Raw genomic sequence first — 16,944 nt, 5'->3', positions numbered from 1 at the left:
GCGAGAGCCGCCCCGCAGGGCCGGCCCCCGTCGCGGGACCGGCCGGCGCCGAGGGGTGCGTCAACAGCCGCGGCACGCCGTCAGCGCCGGCCGGAATCGCGGGCTCACGGCGTTGCCGGGGCCGGGAGGGCGGACTTGTCGGGCTTGCCGCTCGGCGCCAGCGGGATTTGGTCGATAACGGTCACGGACCGGGGCACTGAGGACGGGCCGAGTTGGGCCGCGACCAGGGCGCGCAGGGCGGCCGGATCCGGGGTGCGGTCGGTGGCCGGGACGACGTACGCGTGAATTGCTTCTCCTGTCTCGTCGTCAGGGCGACCGATCACATAGGCCTCCGCGACCGACGGGTCCGTCGCCAGCGCGCGTTCGATCGGGCCGGCGTAGACCAGCGTCGCCTGCACGATGATCACGTCCCGGGCCCGGCCGAGCAGGCGCAGATAGCCGTCGTCACCGAGTGTGGCCAGGTCGCGGGTGCGGACCCAGCCGTCGACGAACACCCGCGCCGACTCTTCCGGGTCCTGCCAGTAGAAACTCGCCTGCGCGGGCGTACGCACATAAAGCTCTCCGCCCTCGAACCGCAGCGACGTCACCGGCGGTGGCCGGCCGACCGAGTCGAGCCGCTCCCCCGGTGTGGTCATGGCGATCATGCCGGTCTCGGTCTGCCCGTAGCCGTGGAAGATCACCGGACCGAGCACGTCGAGCGCCTCCCGCAGCCGGCCCGGTTCCAGCGGCGAGCCGGAGACCATCAGCGCCCGGAGGCTGCTCAGGTCGACCGGTTCGGTGCGCTGGGCGCGGACCAGCTGGTGCAGTTTGCCGACCGTGATCACGCTCGCGGTGGCCCGGTGCTCGACGATCGCGCCCGGGAAGGCCGGCGGGTGGGCCGCGACGAGCGTGCCGCCGGCGGCGAGGGTCAAGATGCCGTACTCGAGCATGACCTGGCTGCTCAGCGACCCGAACACGAGGTAGCGGTCGAGTCGTTTCGCCAGTTCGGCGATGGCCGTCGGCCAGCGGTCCGGGTGCGGCGCCCAGGCGGCGGACATCGCGGCGTACGTCTGGGCGCAGCCTTTCGGATTGCCGGTGCTGCCGCTGGTGTAGATGATCCGGGCGACGTCACCCGGGCGGCCGGCGGCTTCCACGGGTTTTTCCGGGAAGTCGGCCAGTGCCCTGACCGTCGCGTCGTCGATCAGCACGGCGTCGTCGCGTTCGAGCAGGTAGGACAACTGGCCCGGGGCGAGTCCGGACGGCATCCCGGACACCCGCGCGCCGGCAGCGAACGCCGCGATCGTCGCCGCGAACGCGTGCGCGTCCACCCCGAGCCGCAACGCCACCCCGCGCCCCGGCCCGAGCCCGTGATGCCGCAGCCCCGTCGCGATCCGCCGGACCAGCGCATACATCTCCGCCGCGGTGACCACCCGCCCGCCGTCCTCGAAGACCGGCCGGTCCCCGCCCCCGGCGAGCAGCTCCAGCACCGGGGCGGGCCACGTCGTCAGAGGACGCCCTTGATGAATCGAGCCAGGGGCTCCTGGTGCACCAGCGGCAGGTTCCACTGGTTCTCCAGGTTCTCCGCCAGGTGGTGCTCGGCGACCACCTCGCCGTGCCGCCGGACCCGGACGACCGGATGCAGGTAGCTCGCACGATGCGCGGTCGCGGCGTCGTTCTCGGGCACCCGCGGGATCGTGATGTCGAACGGGTCCACCTGGTCGTGGCCGGGCCCGTATTCGAGCGTGACCACGACCGCGAGCGGCTCCGGAGCCAGGTACGCGACCGGCACCTCCCGGCGGTACTCCGCGGTGCCGCGGTCCACCGCGATCACGTCGGCGAGCACCGCGAACTGCTGCCACAGCCCGGAGGAGACGTTGATCCGGGCGATGATCGCGTCGGTGATCGCCTCCGGGCTCGCCTCGACCGGGGTGGACGGCCACGCGATGTCGTGGTGACGTTCGCGCAGGATGTGGTGCAGCGCGCGGACGGCGTACCGGAATCCGTGAATGAAGCCGTTGGTGGACTTCTTGAAATCGCGTTGCTGGGAGAGGGTGCCGGCGAAGTAGAGGCCGGGCACGTCGACCGACTCGAAGGCCGGGGTCTGCTCCGGGAACCGGTCGTTGATGACCAGCCGCGGGCGGGCCGACTCGTCGAAGATCGACGCGTCGAAGCGGAAGCCGGTGGCCAGAATGATCCGGTCGTAGTCGATCTCGCGCAGCCGTTCGCTGGTCCGGGCGTAACGGAAGGTGATCCGGAATCCGCCGTCGTCGCGGCGGACGATGCGTTCGACGGTGCCGTCCAGCACCGCATTCTGCGATTTCAGCTGGTACGTGTCGAGGAAGTTGTTGTTGACGGCGCGGAGGTGCCCGACGTAGTGCGTCTGCCAGGCGAGGCGCACGGAGTGCGGGCCGGCCACGTGGATGACCGCGGCGGTCTCGACGAGCGCATCCGCGGTCTCGAAGGCCGAGTTGCCCTTGCCGATGATCAGCACCCGCTGGTTGACGAAGTCCTCCGGGTCGACGCTGACGGTGTCGTAGCGTTCGCACAGCTCGGCGCCCTCGATCGGCGGGACGTAAAGCTGGGAGACGCCGGTGGCGACGACAATTCTCCTCGCCGTGAAGGTCTCCTCCGCGGTGGCGACGGTGAAGATCGCCTCCGCCGACGGCGGCCCCGAGCGCGACACCCGTCGAACTTTCCTGCCGTAAAGAATGTTCAAACCGTCGGAGAAATCCTTCAGGTAACGCACGAAGTCGTCGGCGGCCGGAAAATACTTCCGGCTGTAGTTCTTGAAAAGAAGTGCCGGGTCCTCGGTCAGCAGCGAGTTCCAGTCCGCCCGCAGGTTGAACTCCGGGTCGTCCGACCCGGTCCACACCTTGTTGATCGAGATCAGCGTCCGGTGCCGCGGATACCGGGTGAAGAAGGTTCCCGCCGCGTCACCGGCCTCCAGGACGACGTAGTCATGACCGTCGCGCTCCAGCAGCGCGGCGAGCTGCAGGCCGGCCGGTCCGGCGCCGATGATGAGATAGTCGTGCGTCATGCGGCGGAAATTACCGACGCGATTTCAGAGGGCTCTGAGAAGTTCTCACTAGCGTCGGCGGCCATGACGACCGAGGTGGACCTGGCAGCCCCGCTGCGCATCGCCGACCTGCGCGCCGCCCGCGAGCCGATCACCGTGCTGGCCGGGCCGGGGGTCCGCGAACGGGTCACGGCCGGCCGGGTCTTCCTGGCCAAGGTGCTCGGCGACGACCGCGCGGTCTACGGCGCGACCACCGGTTTCGGCGCCCTCGTCGGCTACGCGGGCCGCGCCGACCAGCGCGACCAGGCCGACAACACGCTCGCGCACCTCGGCGCCGGCCACGGCCCGGACCTCGACCCGGATCTCGCCCGCGCCACGCTGCTGGTCCGCGCGCACTCACTCGCCCGCGGCCACTCGGGCGTGTCCCCGCACGTCGTCGACGCCCTGGTCGCGGCGCTGGGCACCACGTTCGCCCCGGCGATGCCGCGGCTGGGCTCGGTCGGCGCGAGCGGCGACCTCATCCCGCTGGGCGCGGCGGCGCAGGCCCTGCGCGGGCGAGGACACGCTTACGTGTACGGCGAACGCCTTCCCGCCGCGGAAGCGCTGGACCGGGCCGGGCTCACCCCGCTGCCGCTCGACGGGCGCGACGCGCTGGCGCTGGTCAACGGCACGTCGCTGACCACGGCCGCGGCCGCGCTCGCCCTCGACCGGGTCCGCACCTCGCACCGTGTGATCCAGCTGCTCTCGTGTGTGCTGGCCGACCTGCTCGGCTGTGACCCGCAGTTCCTCGACGCGTCGCTGCTGGCCGCCTACGGGCACTCGGGCGCGGCCGCGGTCGGCGCACGGATGCGATCGTTGCTCGACGGGGTGACGCCGTCGGGGACGCGGCCGTTGCAGGAGCCGTACTCGATCCGGTGCACGCCGCAGCTGCTCGGCGCGGCCGAGGACGCGTTGCGCTATGCCGACGGCGTCGTCGCGGCCGACCTGGCGAGTGTCAGCGACAACCCGTTGTTCTTTCCTGGCGCCGACAACGTCGTACACGGTGGAAATTTCTTCGGTCAACCCGCCGCCTTCGCCGCCGACGTCCTCACGATGGTGCTGGGACAACTCGGCAACCTGGCCGAACGGCAGCTCGACCTGCTGGTCGACCCGGTCCGCAACGGTGGCCTCCCGCCGATGCTGGCCGCCGGCCCCGGCCGGCAGCACGGCCTGCAGGGCGTCCAACTGGCGTCCACCGCGCTGATCGCGGAGATCCGCCGCGACGCGATGCCGGCCGGTCTCCAGAGCCTGCCGACAAACCTTCACAACCAGGACATCATCCCCCTGGGTACGCAGTCAGCCCTGCGCGCCCTGGACCAGTCCCGCCTGCTCAGCCTGATCACCGGCTCGCTGGCGCTGGGCCTGCGCCAGGCCGTGCACGTCGGCGCCCGCACCCCGACCGCGCCGGCCTGCGCGCGACTGATCACCGCTCTCGCCGACGCGATCCCCCCGATCGACCCGGACCGGCCGCTGGAGTCCGACGTCCGCCGAGCCGCCGAGCTCGTGGAAACCCATCCGGGCGTCGCGCCGGAGCCACCTCCGGCACCGCGCTGAACGCCGGATCCGCCGGCTGTCCGGTGCTCAGCCTCGGCACGCCGAGCAGTGGCAGCTCAGGAGTCGCCCAGCCGCGGGGTGACCGTGCGGACGGCGACCGGAGCACCCGGTCCCCCACCCGGCCGCGACCGGTACTCCGGAACACCGACGCACGTGAACAGCAGCGTCGCCAGCTCGCCCGGCTCGCCGAGCAGCCCCGGCACCTCCGAGTCCAGGAACGTCATGCCGGTGGCGCTCGCTCCCAGGGCGTACGCGGCAAGGTGCAACCGGCCTTCGACCAGCCCCGCGGCCAACTGGGCGTCGCGGTAGCCCCGGTCGTCGAGACCGGCGAGCGGTGTGGCCGCGATGACGACGTACGCCGCGTCAGCCGCCAGCGCCTGGTCCAAGCAGACCCGCAGCAACTCGTCGCGCAGGTCCTCCGCCCGCAACGGATGCTCCAGATCCGGCCACCGGTAGAGCCCCGCGCCGACGCCGTCGACGCCGTGCACGACCACCCAGTGCGGCACCGTCACGCCGCGCAGCGCCGCTTCGAGGGGCCAGCGCAGCTGCTCGGTGGTGAGCGTGCGGGAACGATCCATCCGGCGCTGCGACCCGCGGCGGCGGACGATGTCGTCGAGCGGGTCGGACGGCGGCACCTCCGGCACCGCACCGCCCACCGGCCAGGGGTCGCCCAGGGTGTCCCGCTCCCCGGCGCGCTGCGCGGCGGTGCACAGCGGGAACTCCACTTCGGGCAGCTCGCCCCGGGTCGCGGCGCCACCGGGCTGGATCGCCGGTTCGCCGTCCCCGAGCGAGAGCAGCGCCAGCGGGTATTCGTGCACCCCGTCCGCGCCGACCAGGTCCCGCACTGTCGCGTCCGGGAACAATGACCGCAGCCGCGGCGCGAACCCGGCACTGTCCGCCGCGGCGGTCAGCTGGGCGAGCACGGTGCCGGCATCCCAGTACAGGTGGCGCCAGCCGCGCTCGGCGTAACGCCAGCCGGTCCGCCACGGAATCCCGGTCACGACCAGCGTGGACACCGCCCCGCCGGCCGCCGGCGCGACGCGGACCAGAGCATGCGCGACCGGGTCGTACCAGTACACCGCGTCCGGAACCCCGTCGATGCCGCGAGCGCTGACGTAGATCTCCAGCGGGAACCGGGCACCGGCCGACCCGGCCGCACGGAACAGGAGCGGCTTGCCGTTGCGCTCCCCGGTCCGCACCACACCCGCGCCCAGGAACAGCAGCCGACCCAATTGCGCCGCGTCCAGCCGCTGCGCCGGGGCGTCGACGCCGGCCAGGACCGCCGTGGCGCTCACCCCCGGATCGGGCAGTTCCTGCGGCAGAATCAGAGTTCCGAGCCCATCCGCGTACGCCTTGACCTGCGGCGGCAGCGTGGACGCATCGTTCGGCGTCAGGTCGTGACGGACCCGCGGATCATCGACGGGGACATCCCACTCACGGTCCGGCACGTACGACGTGAGCCGGTGCAGCAGCCCGGCCCCCTCAGCAAGATTCACCCTGTCACTCTGCCAGACGGTGCACGCCGCCACGACGAGGTCGCCGCGCCCGATCAGCGGCCGGTGACCCCGTCGATCAGCTCGCGCAGGATGTCGGCGTACCCGGCGTGCCGCACGGTCTCGCTGCTCACGTGGGCGATCAGCCACCGATGCTGCACCAGCCCGAGCAGGGTCGTGTCCGGCACCACCAGCCGCCGCCGCAACTGCTCCTCGTCGAGCCCGTCGGTCTTCTTCAACACGCACGACCGCGCGAACGCCGGGAACGCCGGCGCCGTGTCCAGTTCACCGTCGTCGTCGAGGGGCACGCGCTCCCGCTGGGTCTCGAGCATGCCCGCGGCCCTACCGCCGGCGGTCACTCACCGCGGTCCCGCCGCCGGCCGCCACTCCCCCTCCTACCGGGACCACGCTCAGCGCCGGCCCGGCCCACCGAGCTGGGCGCCGGAGCGCGCTCTGAAAATTCGCTGAGTTCTGATTCGTACCGTCGGCGCCATGCCGCTTGATTACTTGATCGTCGGGGCGGGGCCGGCCGGCCTGCAGCTCGCCGCCCTGCTGGAAGCTGACGGCAAGCGCGACTACCTGGTGCTGGAGGGCGCGGCCGGGCCCGGCGCGTTTTTCACCCGTTATCCCCGGCACCGGACGCTGATCTCCATCAACAAGCCGCACACCGGCTCCGACGATCCGGAGCTCAACCTGCGGCTGGACTGGAATTCGCTGCTGAGCGACGACCCGGATCTGCTCTTCGGAAAGTACACCGAGCGCTATTTCCCGGCCGCCGACGATTACGTGCGCTATCTCCACGATTTCGCGCGCGGCCTGCGGATAAAATACGACTCCCGGGTGACCAGGATCAGCAAGAACGACGAACTGTTCACGGCCGAGACCGATGCCGGCACTTTCTCCGCGAGATGCGTGATCGTGGCGACGGGCGTGTCGAGAACCCATCGGCCCGACATCCCCGGCTTCGAGCTGGCCGAGGGCTACGACGAGATGTCCGTCGACCCGCGCGACTTCCTCGACCAGCGGGTGCTGATCATCGGCAAGGGCAACTCGGCGTTCGAGACCGCGGACAACCTGATGGAGACGACCACGGTGATCCATGTGGCCGGGCCGAGTTCGGTGCATCTGGCCTGGCGGACGCATTACGTCGGGCATCTGCGTGCGGTCAACAACAACTTCCTCGACTCGTACCAGTTGAAGTCGGCGAACGCCGTCCTCGACGGCACGGTCCGGCGGATCGAACGCGACGGCGACGGTTTCCGGGTCACGTTCAGCTTCTCCCGGGCGAACGAAGTCGTCAAAGAACTGTATTATGACCGGGTCCTGGCCTGCACCGGATTCCGTTTCGACCCGTCGATGTTCGACGGTTCCGCCCGCCCCGAGATGATTATCAAGGACCGCTTTCCCGCGCAGACCGAGGCCTGGGAATCGGTCAACGTTCCCGGCCTGTTCTTCGCCGGAACCATCTCCCAGGTGCGGGACTTCAAGAAATCCACGAGCGGTTTCATCCATGGCTTCCGCTATGCGGTGCGCGCTCTTCACAAAATCCTCGAACGTACGTACGCGGAAGTCCCCTGGCCGGCCGGGAAACTCGATGCCACGCCGGAAGCGGTCACCGACGCCATCATTGCCCGGGTCAACCGGTCCTCGGCGCTGTGGCAGCAGTTCGGTTTCCTCGCCGACGTGGTGACGGTCGCCGCGACGGACGCGCGCTACCACGACGAGGTGCCGGTCGCCTGGTTCGCGCAGCACGGGCTGGCGACCGGCGATCACGAGTACCGGCACGCGTTCACGGTGACGCTGGAGTACGGCCCCGAGCACGACAAGGTCGACCCGTTCGACGTCACGGTGACCCGGGTCGCGCAGGACGTGCCGGGTCAGGCACACGCCGCCGCGTACCTGCACCCGGTCGTCCGGTACTTCCGCGACGGTACGCACGAGGCAACGCACCACCTGGCCGAGAACCTGGAGAACCAGTGGGACCGGCCGGACGTGCACGTCGCCCCGTTGAGAAGTTTCGTCACGCGCAGCCTGTCATGAACCCCGTTCACGCCGACTTCTTCGCCGGTGGCGCCGGTGAGGAACGCACGGTGCGCGGCAACCTCGCGGCGTTCGACCGGCTGCGGATCGTCCCCCGGGTGCTGCGCGCCACCGGCGACCGCGACCTGCGCACCACCCTGTTCGGCACGGAGCTGGCGACGCCGATCCTGGTCGCGCCGACCGCGTTCCACCTGCTGGCGCACCCGGGCGGGGAGGCGGCGACCGCGCAGGGGGCGGCCGCCGCCGGAACCGTCATGGTGGTGAGCATGGCCGCCACCCAGCCGGTGGAGATCATCGCCGCAGCCGGTGGCCCGTTGTGGTTCCAGCTGTATCCGCAGCCGGACCCGGCGTTCACCGCGGCGGTGGTGAAGCGTGCCGAGTCCGCCGGGTGCCGGGCCCTGGTCGTGACCGTCGACTCCCCCGTCCTCGGTCACCGCGCCCGGGACGTGCGCAACGGCTTCACCGATCTGCCGGCCGGATTGGCCTGCGAGAACATGCGCGACGACACCGGGCGGGTGCGGCCCGTCGCCATGGACGCGACGCTCGGCTGGGACCGGATCGCCTGGTTGCGCTCGGTGACCGGATTGCCGATCGTGCTCAAGGGCGTGCTGCACCCGGCCGACGCACGGCTGGCGGTGGAGCACGGGGTGGACGGCCTGATCGTCTCCAACCATGGCGGTCGCCAACTCGACGGCGCCATCGCCACCATCGACGCCCTGCCGGCCGTGGCGGAGGCGGTCGCGAACCGCATCCCGGTGCTGGTCGACGGCGGAATCCGGCGCGGGACGGACGCGCTGATCGCCCTGGCCCGTGGCGCTACCGCGGTGCTGCTCGGCCGGCCGGTGCTGGACGCCCTCGCCGCCGGCGGCGCCACCGCCGTCCACGAGAAGCTGCGCACCCTGACCGCCGACCTCGATCGGGCAATGGCCCTCGCCGGGGCCCGGCGCCCGTCCGACCTGACCCCGGACCTGGTGACGGTGACCGGGTGAACACCGTGGTGCGCCTCCGTGAGTGGATCTTCCAGCGGGTCAACGGGGCGGAGGGGATTCCCGTGCCCGGGCCGCTGGTCGGTGCCGAGCACTTCGAGCGGGTCTACAGCGACCCGGCCGCGGACGGGCGCAGTCGGGGTGCCGGGCTGTCGGATCTGTTCTGGTACTGGCTGGCGCCCGGTCCGCAGATGCACCAGGAGCACCTCGAGCCGGGTGATCGCTATCAGACGGTCGCGCGGACCACGCGAAGGATTCTCGCCGTCCCGCACGCGCGTTCGGACGAGCTGGCGACCGCGGCGACCCGGCGGGCCCTGGACGAGCTCCCGGCGGCGCGGACTTCCTTCGTCCGGCTCCGGGATCTGATGATGCCGGTCTGGGCGGAAGTCTTCTTCGAGCTCGTCTTCGAGGAGAGGTGCCCACCGGAGGTGCGGGAACTTGTCGTCGCCAACGCCGACGACGTCGTCACCGCCCTGAAAGGTCTGAGCCTGCGCCACATGCGACGCCGGCAGCGCCTGACCCGATACCTCCTGGCCCGTTTGACGGAAAAGTCCTGCCCGGTCGTGCTCCCGGCACCGTTCACCGAGCAGGAAACCGCCTGGTACCTGCAGGGCGCGTTCTTCAACACCGCCGTCGTCCAGATGTCCGAGGCGATGGCCCACGTCCTGCTCTGCGCGGCGCAGTCCGGGGTCACCGACCGCTCCGACGACGGCATCGACCGCCTCATCGACGAGACCCTGCGGGTCCATCCGCTCTTCGGCATCGCGCATCGGATCACCTCGGCGCCGATCGTCGCCGGGGATGTCACGATCCCCACCGGATCGGTGCTGCTCTTCAACTATCTGGCGTTCCAGCGCACGGGACCGGCCGCCGACGACGTCTTCGACCCGGATCGCTGGCTCACGCTCAAGCGCAGGGACGCTCACTTCATCCCCTACGGCGTGACCGCGAACCGTGCATGCCCCGCGCGCGGCGCCGCGCCGGTGATGTTGCGGGCCGCCACCCGCGAGGTGCTGCGCCGCTTCCACCTCGCGTCCTCGGTCCCGCACACCCGGTCGCTGCCCCACCGCGGCCCCGCGTACCTGACCCCTGTCGGTCACGACGGCCCGAGCCGGGCCCGCCTCACCGCCCTGCGCCGAGCCGACCGGCTCGCCGACCTGGGGCGTTCGATCAAGCAACTGGTGCTCGGTACCTGGATGGTGCTCGACGCCCGGCGCCAGAAGCTCTGCACCACCTACTTCGAGGAGGTTCGCCGGTGACTCCCACTGAACTCGCGCCGCGGTTCTTCATCGCGGTCGCGGTGATCATCCTGTTCTGCCGCCTGGTCACCTGGCTGCTGGCCAAGGTCGGCCAGCCCCCGGTGGTGAGCGAGATGCTGGCCGGCGTCCTGCTCGGCCCGTCGCTGCTGGGACTGCTCTTCCCGCAGGTGCAGGCGGCACTGTTCCCGGCGCCGCTGCTGCCGGTCCTCTACGTGGTCGGGCAGATCGGCCTGGTCCTTTTCATGTTCCAGACCGGGTACGCCTTCAAGTCCCACAAGGTCACGAAGCTGGCCGGCACCGCGGGCGCGGTCTCCCTGGCCGGGGTCACGGTGCCGCTCGCGCTCGGTGCGCTGCTGGTGCTGGCCACCGCGGATGTCGTGCCGATCCGGGTGGACGGGGTGTCGATCGGGGTGACCGCCGCGTTCGTCGGCGTGGCGCTGGCGATCACCGCGTTCCCGATGCTGGCGCGGATCATCACCGAGCGCAACATCGCCGGGACCCGTCACGGTTCGCTGGCGCTGGCCAGTGGTGCGGTCGACGACTGCGTCGCGTGGATCATGCTGGCGGTGGTGCTGGCGTTCGGGTCGGGTGAGGCCGGTCCGGCGTTCGTCACCGCCGGTGGCACGATCGTTTTCGGTCTGGTCCTGTGGCTGGTGGCGCCGCGGGTGACCGGCCCGCTGATCCACACCGACCGGCTCGACGAACGGGCCCGGATGCTGGGCGTGGTGGCGCTGCTGTTCCTGGTGGCGTTCTACACCGACGAGATCGGGCTCTACGCCGTGTTCGGGGCGTTCGCGCTGGGTGTGGTGATGCCCCGGCACGAGCGCACGGATCGGATCATGGAGCGGGTCGGTCCGGTCGCGTCGGCGGTGTTCCTGCCCTTGTTCTTCACGTTCTCCGGATTGCGGACGGAGTTCGGCCTGTTCGGGGATCCGCGGGTGTTGTCGTTCGGCGGGGCGTGCGTGGCGTTGGCGATCGCCGGGAAGTTCGGCGCGTGCTGGGCCACTGCCCGGTTGCGGGGTGAGCCGCAGCCGGTGGCGTTGCGGGTCGGGATCCTGATGAACGCGCGCGGCCTGATGCAGCTGATCGCGCTGAACGTGGGCCTGGAGGCGGGGATCGTGAACTCGTCGCTGTTCACGGTGCTGGTGCTGGTCGCGCTGGTGACGACGCTGATGACGACACCGTTGCTGTCCTGGGTGGAGCACCGGGAGGCTCGGCGTGCGCCGGTCCCGGAGGCGCCGGCGCCGGTCCTGGCCGGTAACTGAGCGCGGTTCACGACGTACCTTAAGAAAGATCTTGGGGGTTCTTAAGAAGTTGGTTGAATTATCAAACTTTTCTCCCGGAACGTCACTACATATGAGATCTTCGATGTCATGCGCCGGCTTCTTGTGGTCGAGGACGACTCGGATCTGCGCGAGATGGTCACCGAGACGCTGGTCGACGAGGGGTATCACGTCGACCAGGCCCCGGATGGCCAGCGCGGTCTCCACCTGGGCCTGACCAGGCCATATGACGTGCTGGTGATCGACCGGCGGCTACCCGCGCTCGACGGCCTGGACCTGATCACCCGCCTGCGGGCGCGGGCGGTCGCGGCCCGCGCGCTGATGCTGACGGCGCTCGGCACCGTCGACGACCGGATCGCCGGGCTGGACGCCGGCGCCGACGACTACCTGGTGAAACCGTTCGATCTGGACGAGCTGAGCGCCCGGATCCGTGCCCTGTGCCGGCGCACGTCCGACGCCACTGACGTGCTGCGTCTCGGGGACGGGTTCCTCGACCTGGGGGTACGCGACGTCGCCCTTCCCGACGGCACCCGCGTGTCCCTGTCGGCGCGCGAGTTCGAGCTGCTGCGGGTCCTGGCGGCACGGCCCCGGGCGGTGCACTCGCGGGCGGTGCTGCGCAGCAAGGTGTTCGACGAGGCCGCGGCGGCGTCGATCGTGGACACCTACGTCTACTACCTGCGCCGCAAGCTGGGACGTCCCGTGGTGCAGACCGTGCACGGCCTCGGCTACCGGCTGGGGGCGCTGTGAGCCAGTCGCTGGAACTGCGGGCGGTGCGGCAGGCGCGCTGGCGGATCGGGTTGCTCGTCGGGCTCGCGATCGGAGTGCTGCTGGCGATGGCCGGCGCCATCTCGTACGAGGTGTTGCGCCACAGCCAGGAGGACCAGATCGGCCGCGAGCTGGACTACGGCCTCCAGAACGGTGTCATCGCCGGACCGCCGGCGTGCACCTGGGTCTTCTTCTACGCGACCGACGGCACCCTGGCCCACGGTGACCGGGCCGCCCCGGCCGGTCTGCCGTTGCGCGGTGACGTCGACCGGGTGGTGGCCACCGGCGTCACCCAGAACCGGCAGGTCGACCGGGACGGCACCACCTACTGGGTGCGCACCCAGACGCGCGGTGAGGTGATCGTCCAGGCCGTGTTCGACGCCCGTTTCCAGCTCGCCGACCGGCGGCATCTGCTGACCGCGTTCCTGCTCGCGGCGGCGGCCGGGCTGTTCGCGGCGGTGCTGACCGCGATGATGGTGGGGCACCGGGCGGTGGCGCCGCTGGCCGAGGCGCTCGGGCGGCAGCGCCGGTTCGTGGCCGACGCGAGCCACGAGTTGCGGACGCCGATCGCTCAAGTACACACCCGGGCCCAGCTCCTCGCCCGGCGGGCCGCGCGCGACGGCACCGACCAGCGCGACCTGGACCGACTGGTCAGCACGACGCGGCGGCTCGGCGAGATCGTCGACGAATTGCTGTTGTCGGCGCGGCTCGCCGCCGACCCGGGGAACCTGCCGCCGGGGCAGCCGGTGGACCTGGCGCGGCTGGCCGCGGAGGAGACCGAGCGGGCCCAGAACTCGGCCACCCCGATCTCGCTGGACGTCCCGCCGAGGACGGTGCTGGTCAGCGGGGTGGAGTCGGCGCTGCGCCGGGTGGTGAGCGAACTGCTGGCCAACGCGCTGACGCACACGCCCGACGGGTGCGTCACGGTCACCGTGCGGACCCTGGCAACCGGCGCCGAGCTGGTGGTGGCCGACACCGGTGACGGGTTCGACCCGGCCGACGCCGCGAGGATCTTCGACCGTTTCCACCGCGGAGCGGGCGCCGGGGAGCGGCGTTTCGGGCTGGGGCTGGCGTTGCTTCGGGAAGTCGTCACCGGGCACGGGGGCACGATCGTGGCGGAGGGGCGCCCGGGCGCGGGCGCGACGTTCACCGTTCGGTTGCCGCTCGCGCCCGGCGCGGAGCGGCGGCCGTCCGGTGGCCCGCTGGACGCGGGGCCGCGCCTGATCCCGGCCCTGCGGCTCGCCGGTCGGCGCTCAATCAGCCGGCGGTGACGGCCGGTAACCCAGCATCGGCAGCCACAACTGCTCCACGATGTCGACGATCGCCTCGTCCGGCACCGGCTTCATCGTCATCAGCAGCTCGTGCCGGAACAGGTCGAACGGCAGGCTGATCATCCGCGGCGGCCGGGGAACGTCCGGCACCTCGCCCCGCGCGACCGCCCGCGCCACGATCCGCTCCAGCGAGTTCGGCTGCCCGGGCGTCCGCAGCGTGTCCCGCAACTGGGCGAAGCTGCTCCCACTCTCCCGGAAGTAATCCATCAGCTGCACGCTGAGCAGCGTGAACAGCCGGAACCGGCCGTCGGCGGCGTGCCGCAGGAACTCGACCGCGTCGTCGCGCAGGTTGCCGGTGTCGGGCACCGGGATCGGCCGCGACCACCAGTGTTTGCGCAGGGTCGCCAGGAGCAGGTCGTCGCGCTGCGGCCAGCGGCGGTAGAGCACCGGGCGGCTGGTCTCGGCGCGGGCGGCCACCGCCTCGTACGTGAAATGGGGGTAGCCCTGCTCGACCAGCACGTCCCAGGCGGCGTCGAGGATCGCGTCCTCGAGCTCGGCGCCGCGGCGACGGGTGCCCTTAAGAGTCACTTGCGTATCTTATCGCGGCGCCGTACGGTGGCCAAAGTTAGATACGCTCGCGTACCTTAAGGCGGTACCGATGTCCGGAACCCGTATCGACCCGACCGCCCTGCGCACCGCGATCGCGGTGCTCACCGGCGGCATCACGGTCATCCTCGACTCGACGATCGTCAGCGTCGCGCTGCACGAACTCGCCACCGACCTGCACGCCGACGTCAGCACCATCCAGTGGGTGAGCACCGCCTACCTGCTGGCGCTCGGCGTGGTCACCCCGCTCGTCGGCTGGCTGCAGAGCCGGCTCGGCGGCAAGCGGCTGTGGATCGCCGCGCTCACCGTGTTCCTGCTCGGCTCGGTGCTCTGCTCGTTCGCCTGGAGCGCGGCCGGCCTGATCGGCTTCCGCGTGGTCCAGGGCCTCGGCGGCGGCGCGATGATGCCGCTGATGATGACCATGATCATGCAGCAGGTGCAGGGTAAGGACGTGGGGCGGCTGATGTCGCTGGTCGCGCTGCCGGCCGCGCTCGGGCCCATCCTCGGCCCGGTGATCGGCGGCCTGATCCTCGGCGCCGGCGACTGGCGCTGGCTGTTCCTGGTCAACGTGCCGCTCTGCCTGATCGGCCTGTTCCTCGCGGCCCGGCTGCTCCCGGCCGACCGGCCGTCCCCGCGCGTGCGTCTCGACGTGGTCGGCCTGGCCCTGCTCTCCCCCGCGCTGGTCGCGCTGCTCTACGGGCTGTCCGAGATCAACGGCACGGACAGCGGCGGCGCGGTCCTGCCGATCGTCGCCGGGGCGGTGCTGCTGACCGGGTTCGTGCTGTGGGCGGTCCGGCGGCCCGGGACGGCGCTGGTCGACCTGGCCGTGCTGCGGTCCCGGCCGACCTGGACGTCGACCGCGCTGATGTTCCTCTCCGGGGCCTCCCTGTACGGCGCGATGATCCTGCTCCCCCTCTACTGGCAGGAGGTCCGGGGCGAGGACGCGCTCGGCGCGGGTCTGCTGCTGATCCCGCAGGGCGTCGGTTCGCTGCTCAGCCGCGCCGCCACCGGCCGTCTCACGGAGCGGGTCGGCGGGCGCGGCGTGGCGCTGATCGGTTTCGTGCTGACCGGGCTGGCGACCGTCCCGTTCGGGTTCGCCGACGCCGGCACCGCCAACTGGCCGCTGCTGGTCACGCTCTTCGTCCGCGGGCTCGGGCTGGGCATGGTGGTGATCCCGCTGATGCAGATGGCCTTCGTCGGCCTGGCCCGGGAGCAGGTGCCGCACGCCAGCATCGTGGTCCGGATCGGGCAGCAGGTCGGCGGCTCGGTCGGGGTCGCGCTGCTCACCGTCGTGCTGGCGGCTTCGGCGCAGCGCAGCGGTTCGCTGATCACCGGGTTCGACACCGCGTTCTGGTGGTCGATCGGGTTCACCGGCGTGGCCGTCCTGGTCTCGTTCCTGCTCCCCGGGAAAGCGCCCGCCCCGGCCCCCGAGCCGGTCGCCGCCAAAGGATAGATTCGCGGCCATGTCACCCATGGCCGTCGAGGAACGGCACGCCACCTGGCTGGAGCTCTTCTTCGACCTGGTGATCGTCGCCGCCGTCGCCCAGCTCGCCCACCTGCTGCACAGCGAACCGGACGGCCGGCAGCTGCTGATCTTCGCGGTTCTCTACTACGCGATGTGGAGCGTGTGGACCGGTTTCACGCTGTACGCGAACGTCGCCGCCACCCGGACTCGCCTGCTCACCATGCTGGCCGCGATGTTCGGCATCGCCGTGATGGCCGCGTCCGTCCCGCAGCTGGCCGAGCACGACCGGCCGCAGCCGTTCATCGTCGCGTACCTGGCCTGCCGCATGCTCGCCATCGCCTCGTGGAAGCGGGAGAACGAGGTGATGACCGAGTGGCCGGGCGTGCACCAGGCGCTCGGCCTCATCCCGTGGGTGGCGTCGCTCGGCTTCGACGCCCCGGCGCGCTACTGGCTGTGGGCGCTGGGGATCGTCTTCGACATCGGGTTCTCGCTGCTGGCGTCGCGCTCGCCGGAACGGCTGCTCGCCGCCGAGCGCCGCGACTACGAGCGCGACCAGCGCCGGTGGACGACGCGACTGGTCCGCCGGTACGCGCCGTGGCACGAGGCCGACCCGGAGCCGCAGGCCGCCGCGGCGGATCGGCCGCACCTGGTCGAGCGGCTGGGACTGTTCGTGATCATCGTGCTCGGCGAGGCCGTCGCGCAGTTGGTCAACGCGGCCGCCGGGGTGGACGAATGGTCGTACCGAATGTGGTTGCTGGGGTTGATCGGTTTCGGTCTTCTGGTCGCGCTCTGGTGGCTGACGCTGAACGCCGCGCCGGCCTCCGAAGCGCTGCGGGCGTTGCGTCTGACCATGCCGGTGCACTACCTGACCACCGCCGCGATCGTGGCGATCGCCGCCGGGCTGGGCGGGCTGGCCGGCGAGTCCGGGCACGCGAGCGCCGCCGTCCGCTGGGTGCTGTGCGGCGGTGCAGCCGTGTACTTCCTGGTCGCAGGCCCGATCGGCGGGTCGGGCACGGCGCTTCGATGGACGCTCGGATGGGCCCTGCCGTCCGCGGCCGGCGCGATCCTGCTCGGCGCGTTCGGCGCTCACCTGGCCGCCTGGCTGCTCGTCGGCGGCCTGCTGGTCCTGACGCTGTGGCAGGTCGGTCACCGCCGGCTCGCCAGCATCCCCACCGTACCGGCCTGACC

The 16,944-nt window shown here is 71.4% G+C and carries 14 protein-coding genes; 9 read left to right on the top strand and 5 right to left on the bottom strand.

All coding sequences use genetic code 11. The annotated features are described in order from the left end of the window. Nucleotides 1-104: 104 nt before the first annotated feature. Both ACH442_RS32725 and ACH442_RS32720 read right to left on the bottom strand, forming a co-directional pair. On the bottom strand, nucleotides 105-1,466 hold the full coding sequence (locus ACH442_RS32725) for a class I adenylate-forming enzyme family protein (protein ID WP_396342006.1): 1,362 nt from the start codon (nucleotides 1,464-1,466) through the stop codon (nucleotides 105-107). Nucleotides 1,467-1,483: 17 nt separating this feature from the next. After that, on the bottom strand, nucleotides 1,484-3,016 hold the full coding sequence (locus ACH442_RS32720) for an NAD(P)-binding domain-containing protein (RefSeq protein WP_396342005.1): 1,533 nt from the start codon (nucleotides 3,014-3,016) through the stop codon (nucleotides 1,484-1,486). Nucleotides 3,017-3,079: 63 nt separating this feature from the next. Between ACH442_RS32720 and ACH442_RS32715 the strand changes: the two genes are divergently transcribed. Beyond that, nucleotides 3,080-4,588: an aromatic amino acid ammonia-lyase gene (locus ACH442_RS32715; RefSeq protein ID WP_396342004.1), complete on the top strand. Its 1,509-nt coding sequence runs from the start codon at nucleotides 3,080-3,082 to the stop codon at nucleotides 4,586-4,588. A 56-nt stretch (nucleotides 4,589-4,644) separates the two neighbouring features. Here ACH442_RS32715 and ACH442_RS32710 read toward each other — a convergent pair whose 3' ends face one another. Together ACH442_RS32710 and ACH442_RS32705 are read right to left on the bottom strand one after the other, a co-directional pair. Then, a complete protein-coding gene (locus ACH442_RS32710) occupies nucleotides 4,645-6,084 on the bottom strand; it encodes a SagB/ThcOx family dehydrogenase (RefSeq protein ID WP_396342003.1) in 1,440 nt (479 codons plus the stop codon). Between the two features lie 53 nt (nucleotides 6,085-6,137). Continuing rightward, on the bottom strand, nucleotides 6,138-6,413 hold the full coding sequence (locus ACH442_RS32705) for a DUF664 domain-containing protein (RefSeq protein ID WP_396342002.1): 276 nt from the start codon (nucleotides 6,411-6,413) through the stop codon (nucleotides 6,138-6,140). 160 nt (nucleotides 6,414-6,573) lie between these two features. Here ACH442_RS32705 and ACH442_RS32700 point away from each other — a divergent pair, with 160 nt between their 5' ends. The 6 genes from ACH442_RS32700 (at nucleotide 6,574) to ACH442_RS32675 (ending at nucleotide 13,685) form a co-directional block, all read left to right on the top strand. Next, nucleotides 6,574-8,121: an NAD(P)-binding domain-containing protein gene (locus tag ACH442_RS32700; protein WP_396342001.1), complete on the top strand. Its 1,548-nt coding sequence runs from the start codon at nucleotides 6,574-6,576 to the stop codon at nucleotides 8,119-8,121. After that, the gene (locus ACH442_RS32695; RefSeq protein WP_396342000.1) at nucleotides 8,118-9,110 is read left to right on the top strand and encodes an alpha-hydroxy acid oxidase; all 993 of its coding nucleotides are present in this window, start codon (nucleotides 8,118-8,120) and stop codon (nucleotides 9,108-9,110) included. Before ACH442_RS32700 ends, ACH442_RS32695 begins: the two co-directional genes overlap by 4 nt. Beyond that, nucleotides 9,107-10,366: a cytochrome P450 gene (locus ACH442_RS32690; RefSeq protein ID WP_396341999.1), complete on the top strand. Its 1,260-nt coding sequence runs from the start codon at nucleotides 9,107-9,109 to the stop codon at nucleotides 10,364-10,366. The genes ACH442_RS32695 and ACH442_RS32690 overlap by 4 nt, the downstream gene beginning before the upstream one ends. After that, on the top strand, nucleotides 10,363-11,631 hold the full coding sequence (locus tag ACH442_RS32685; RefSeq protein WP_396341998.1) for a cation:proton antiporter: 1,269 nt from the start codon (nucleotides 10,363-10,365) through the stop codon (nucleotides 11,629-11,631). The genes ACH442_RS32690 and ACH442_RS32685 overlap by 4 nt, the downstream gene beginning before the upstream one ends. A 108-nt stretch (nucleotides 11,632-11,739) precedes the next feature. Next, nucleotides 11,740-12,396, top strand: a complete 657-nt coding sequence (locus ACH442_RS32680) for a response regulator transcription factor (RefSeq protein WP_396341997.1) — start codon at nucleotides 11,740-11,742, stop codon at nucleotides 12,394-12,396. Then, nucleotides 12,393-13,685, top strand: coding sequence for a sensor histidine kinase (locus tag ACH442_RS32675; RefSeq protein ID WP_396341996.1), 1,293 nt, complete (start codon nucleotides 12,393-12,395; stop codon nucleotides 13,683-13,685). The genes ACH442_RS32680 and ACH442_RS32675 overlap by 4 nt, the downstream gene beginning before the upstream one ends. On the opposite strand, the gene ACH442_RS32670 is transcribed toward ACH442_RS32675, so the two are convergent. Further along, a complete protein-coding gene (locus tag ACH442_RS32670; RefSeq protein WP_396341995.1) occupies nucleotides 13,668-14,273 on the bottom strand; it encodes a TetR/AcrR family transcriptional regulator in 606 nt (201 codons plus the stop codon). The two genes, ACH442_RS32675 and ACH442_RS32670, sit on opposite strands and share 18 nt — an antisense overlap. A 70-nt stretch (nucleotides 14,274-14,343) precedes the next feature. Here ACH442_RS32670 and ACH442_RS32665 point away from each other — a divergent pair, with 70 nt between their 5' ends. Beyond that, the gene (locus ACH442_RS32665) at nucleotides 14,344-15,744 is read left to right on the top strand and encodes an MDR family MFS transporter (RefSeq protein ID WP_396341994.1); all 1,401 of its coding nucleotides are present in this window, start codon (nucleotides 14,344-14,346) and stop codon (nucleotides 15,742-15,744) included. 10 nt (nucleotides 15,745-15,754) lie between these two features. Further along, the gene (locus ACH442_RS32660) at nucleotides 15,755-16,942 is read left to right on the top strand and encodes a low temperature requirement protein A (protein ID WP_396341993.1); all 1,188 of its coding nucleotides are present in this window, start codon (nucleotides 15,755-15,757) and stop codon (nucleotides 16,940-16,942) included. Nucleotides 16,943-16,944: the final 2 nt, after the last annotated feature.

The organism is Actinoplanes sp. NPDC020271 (assembly GCF_044388125.1).
Classification (GTDB): Bacteria; Actinomycetota; Actinomycetes; order Mycobacteriales; family Micromonosporaceae; genus Actinoplanes.
This window is presented reverse-complemented; position numbering and strand designations above follow the sequence as displayed.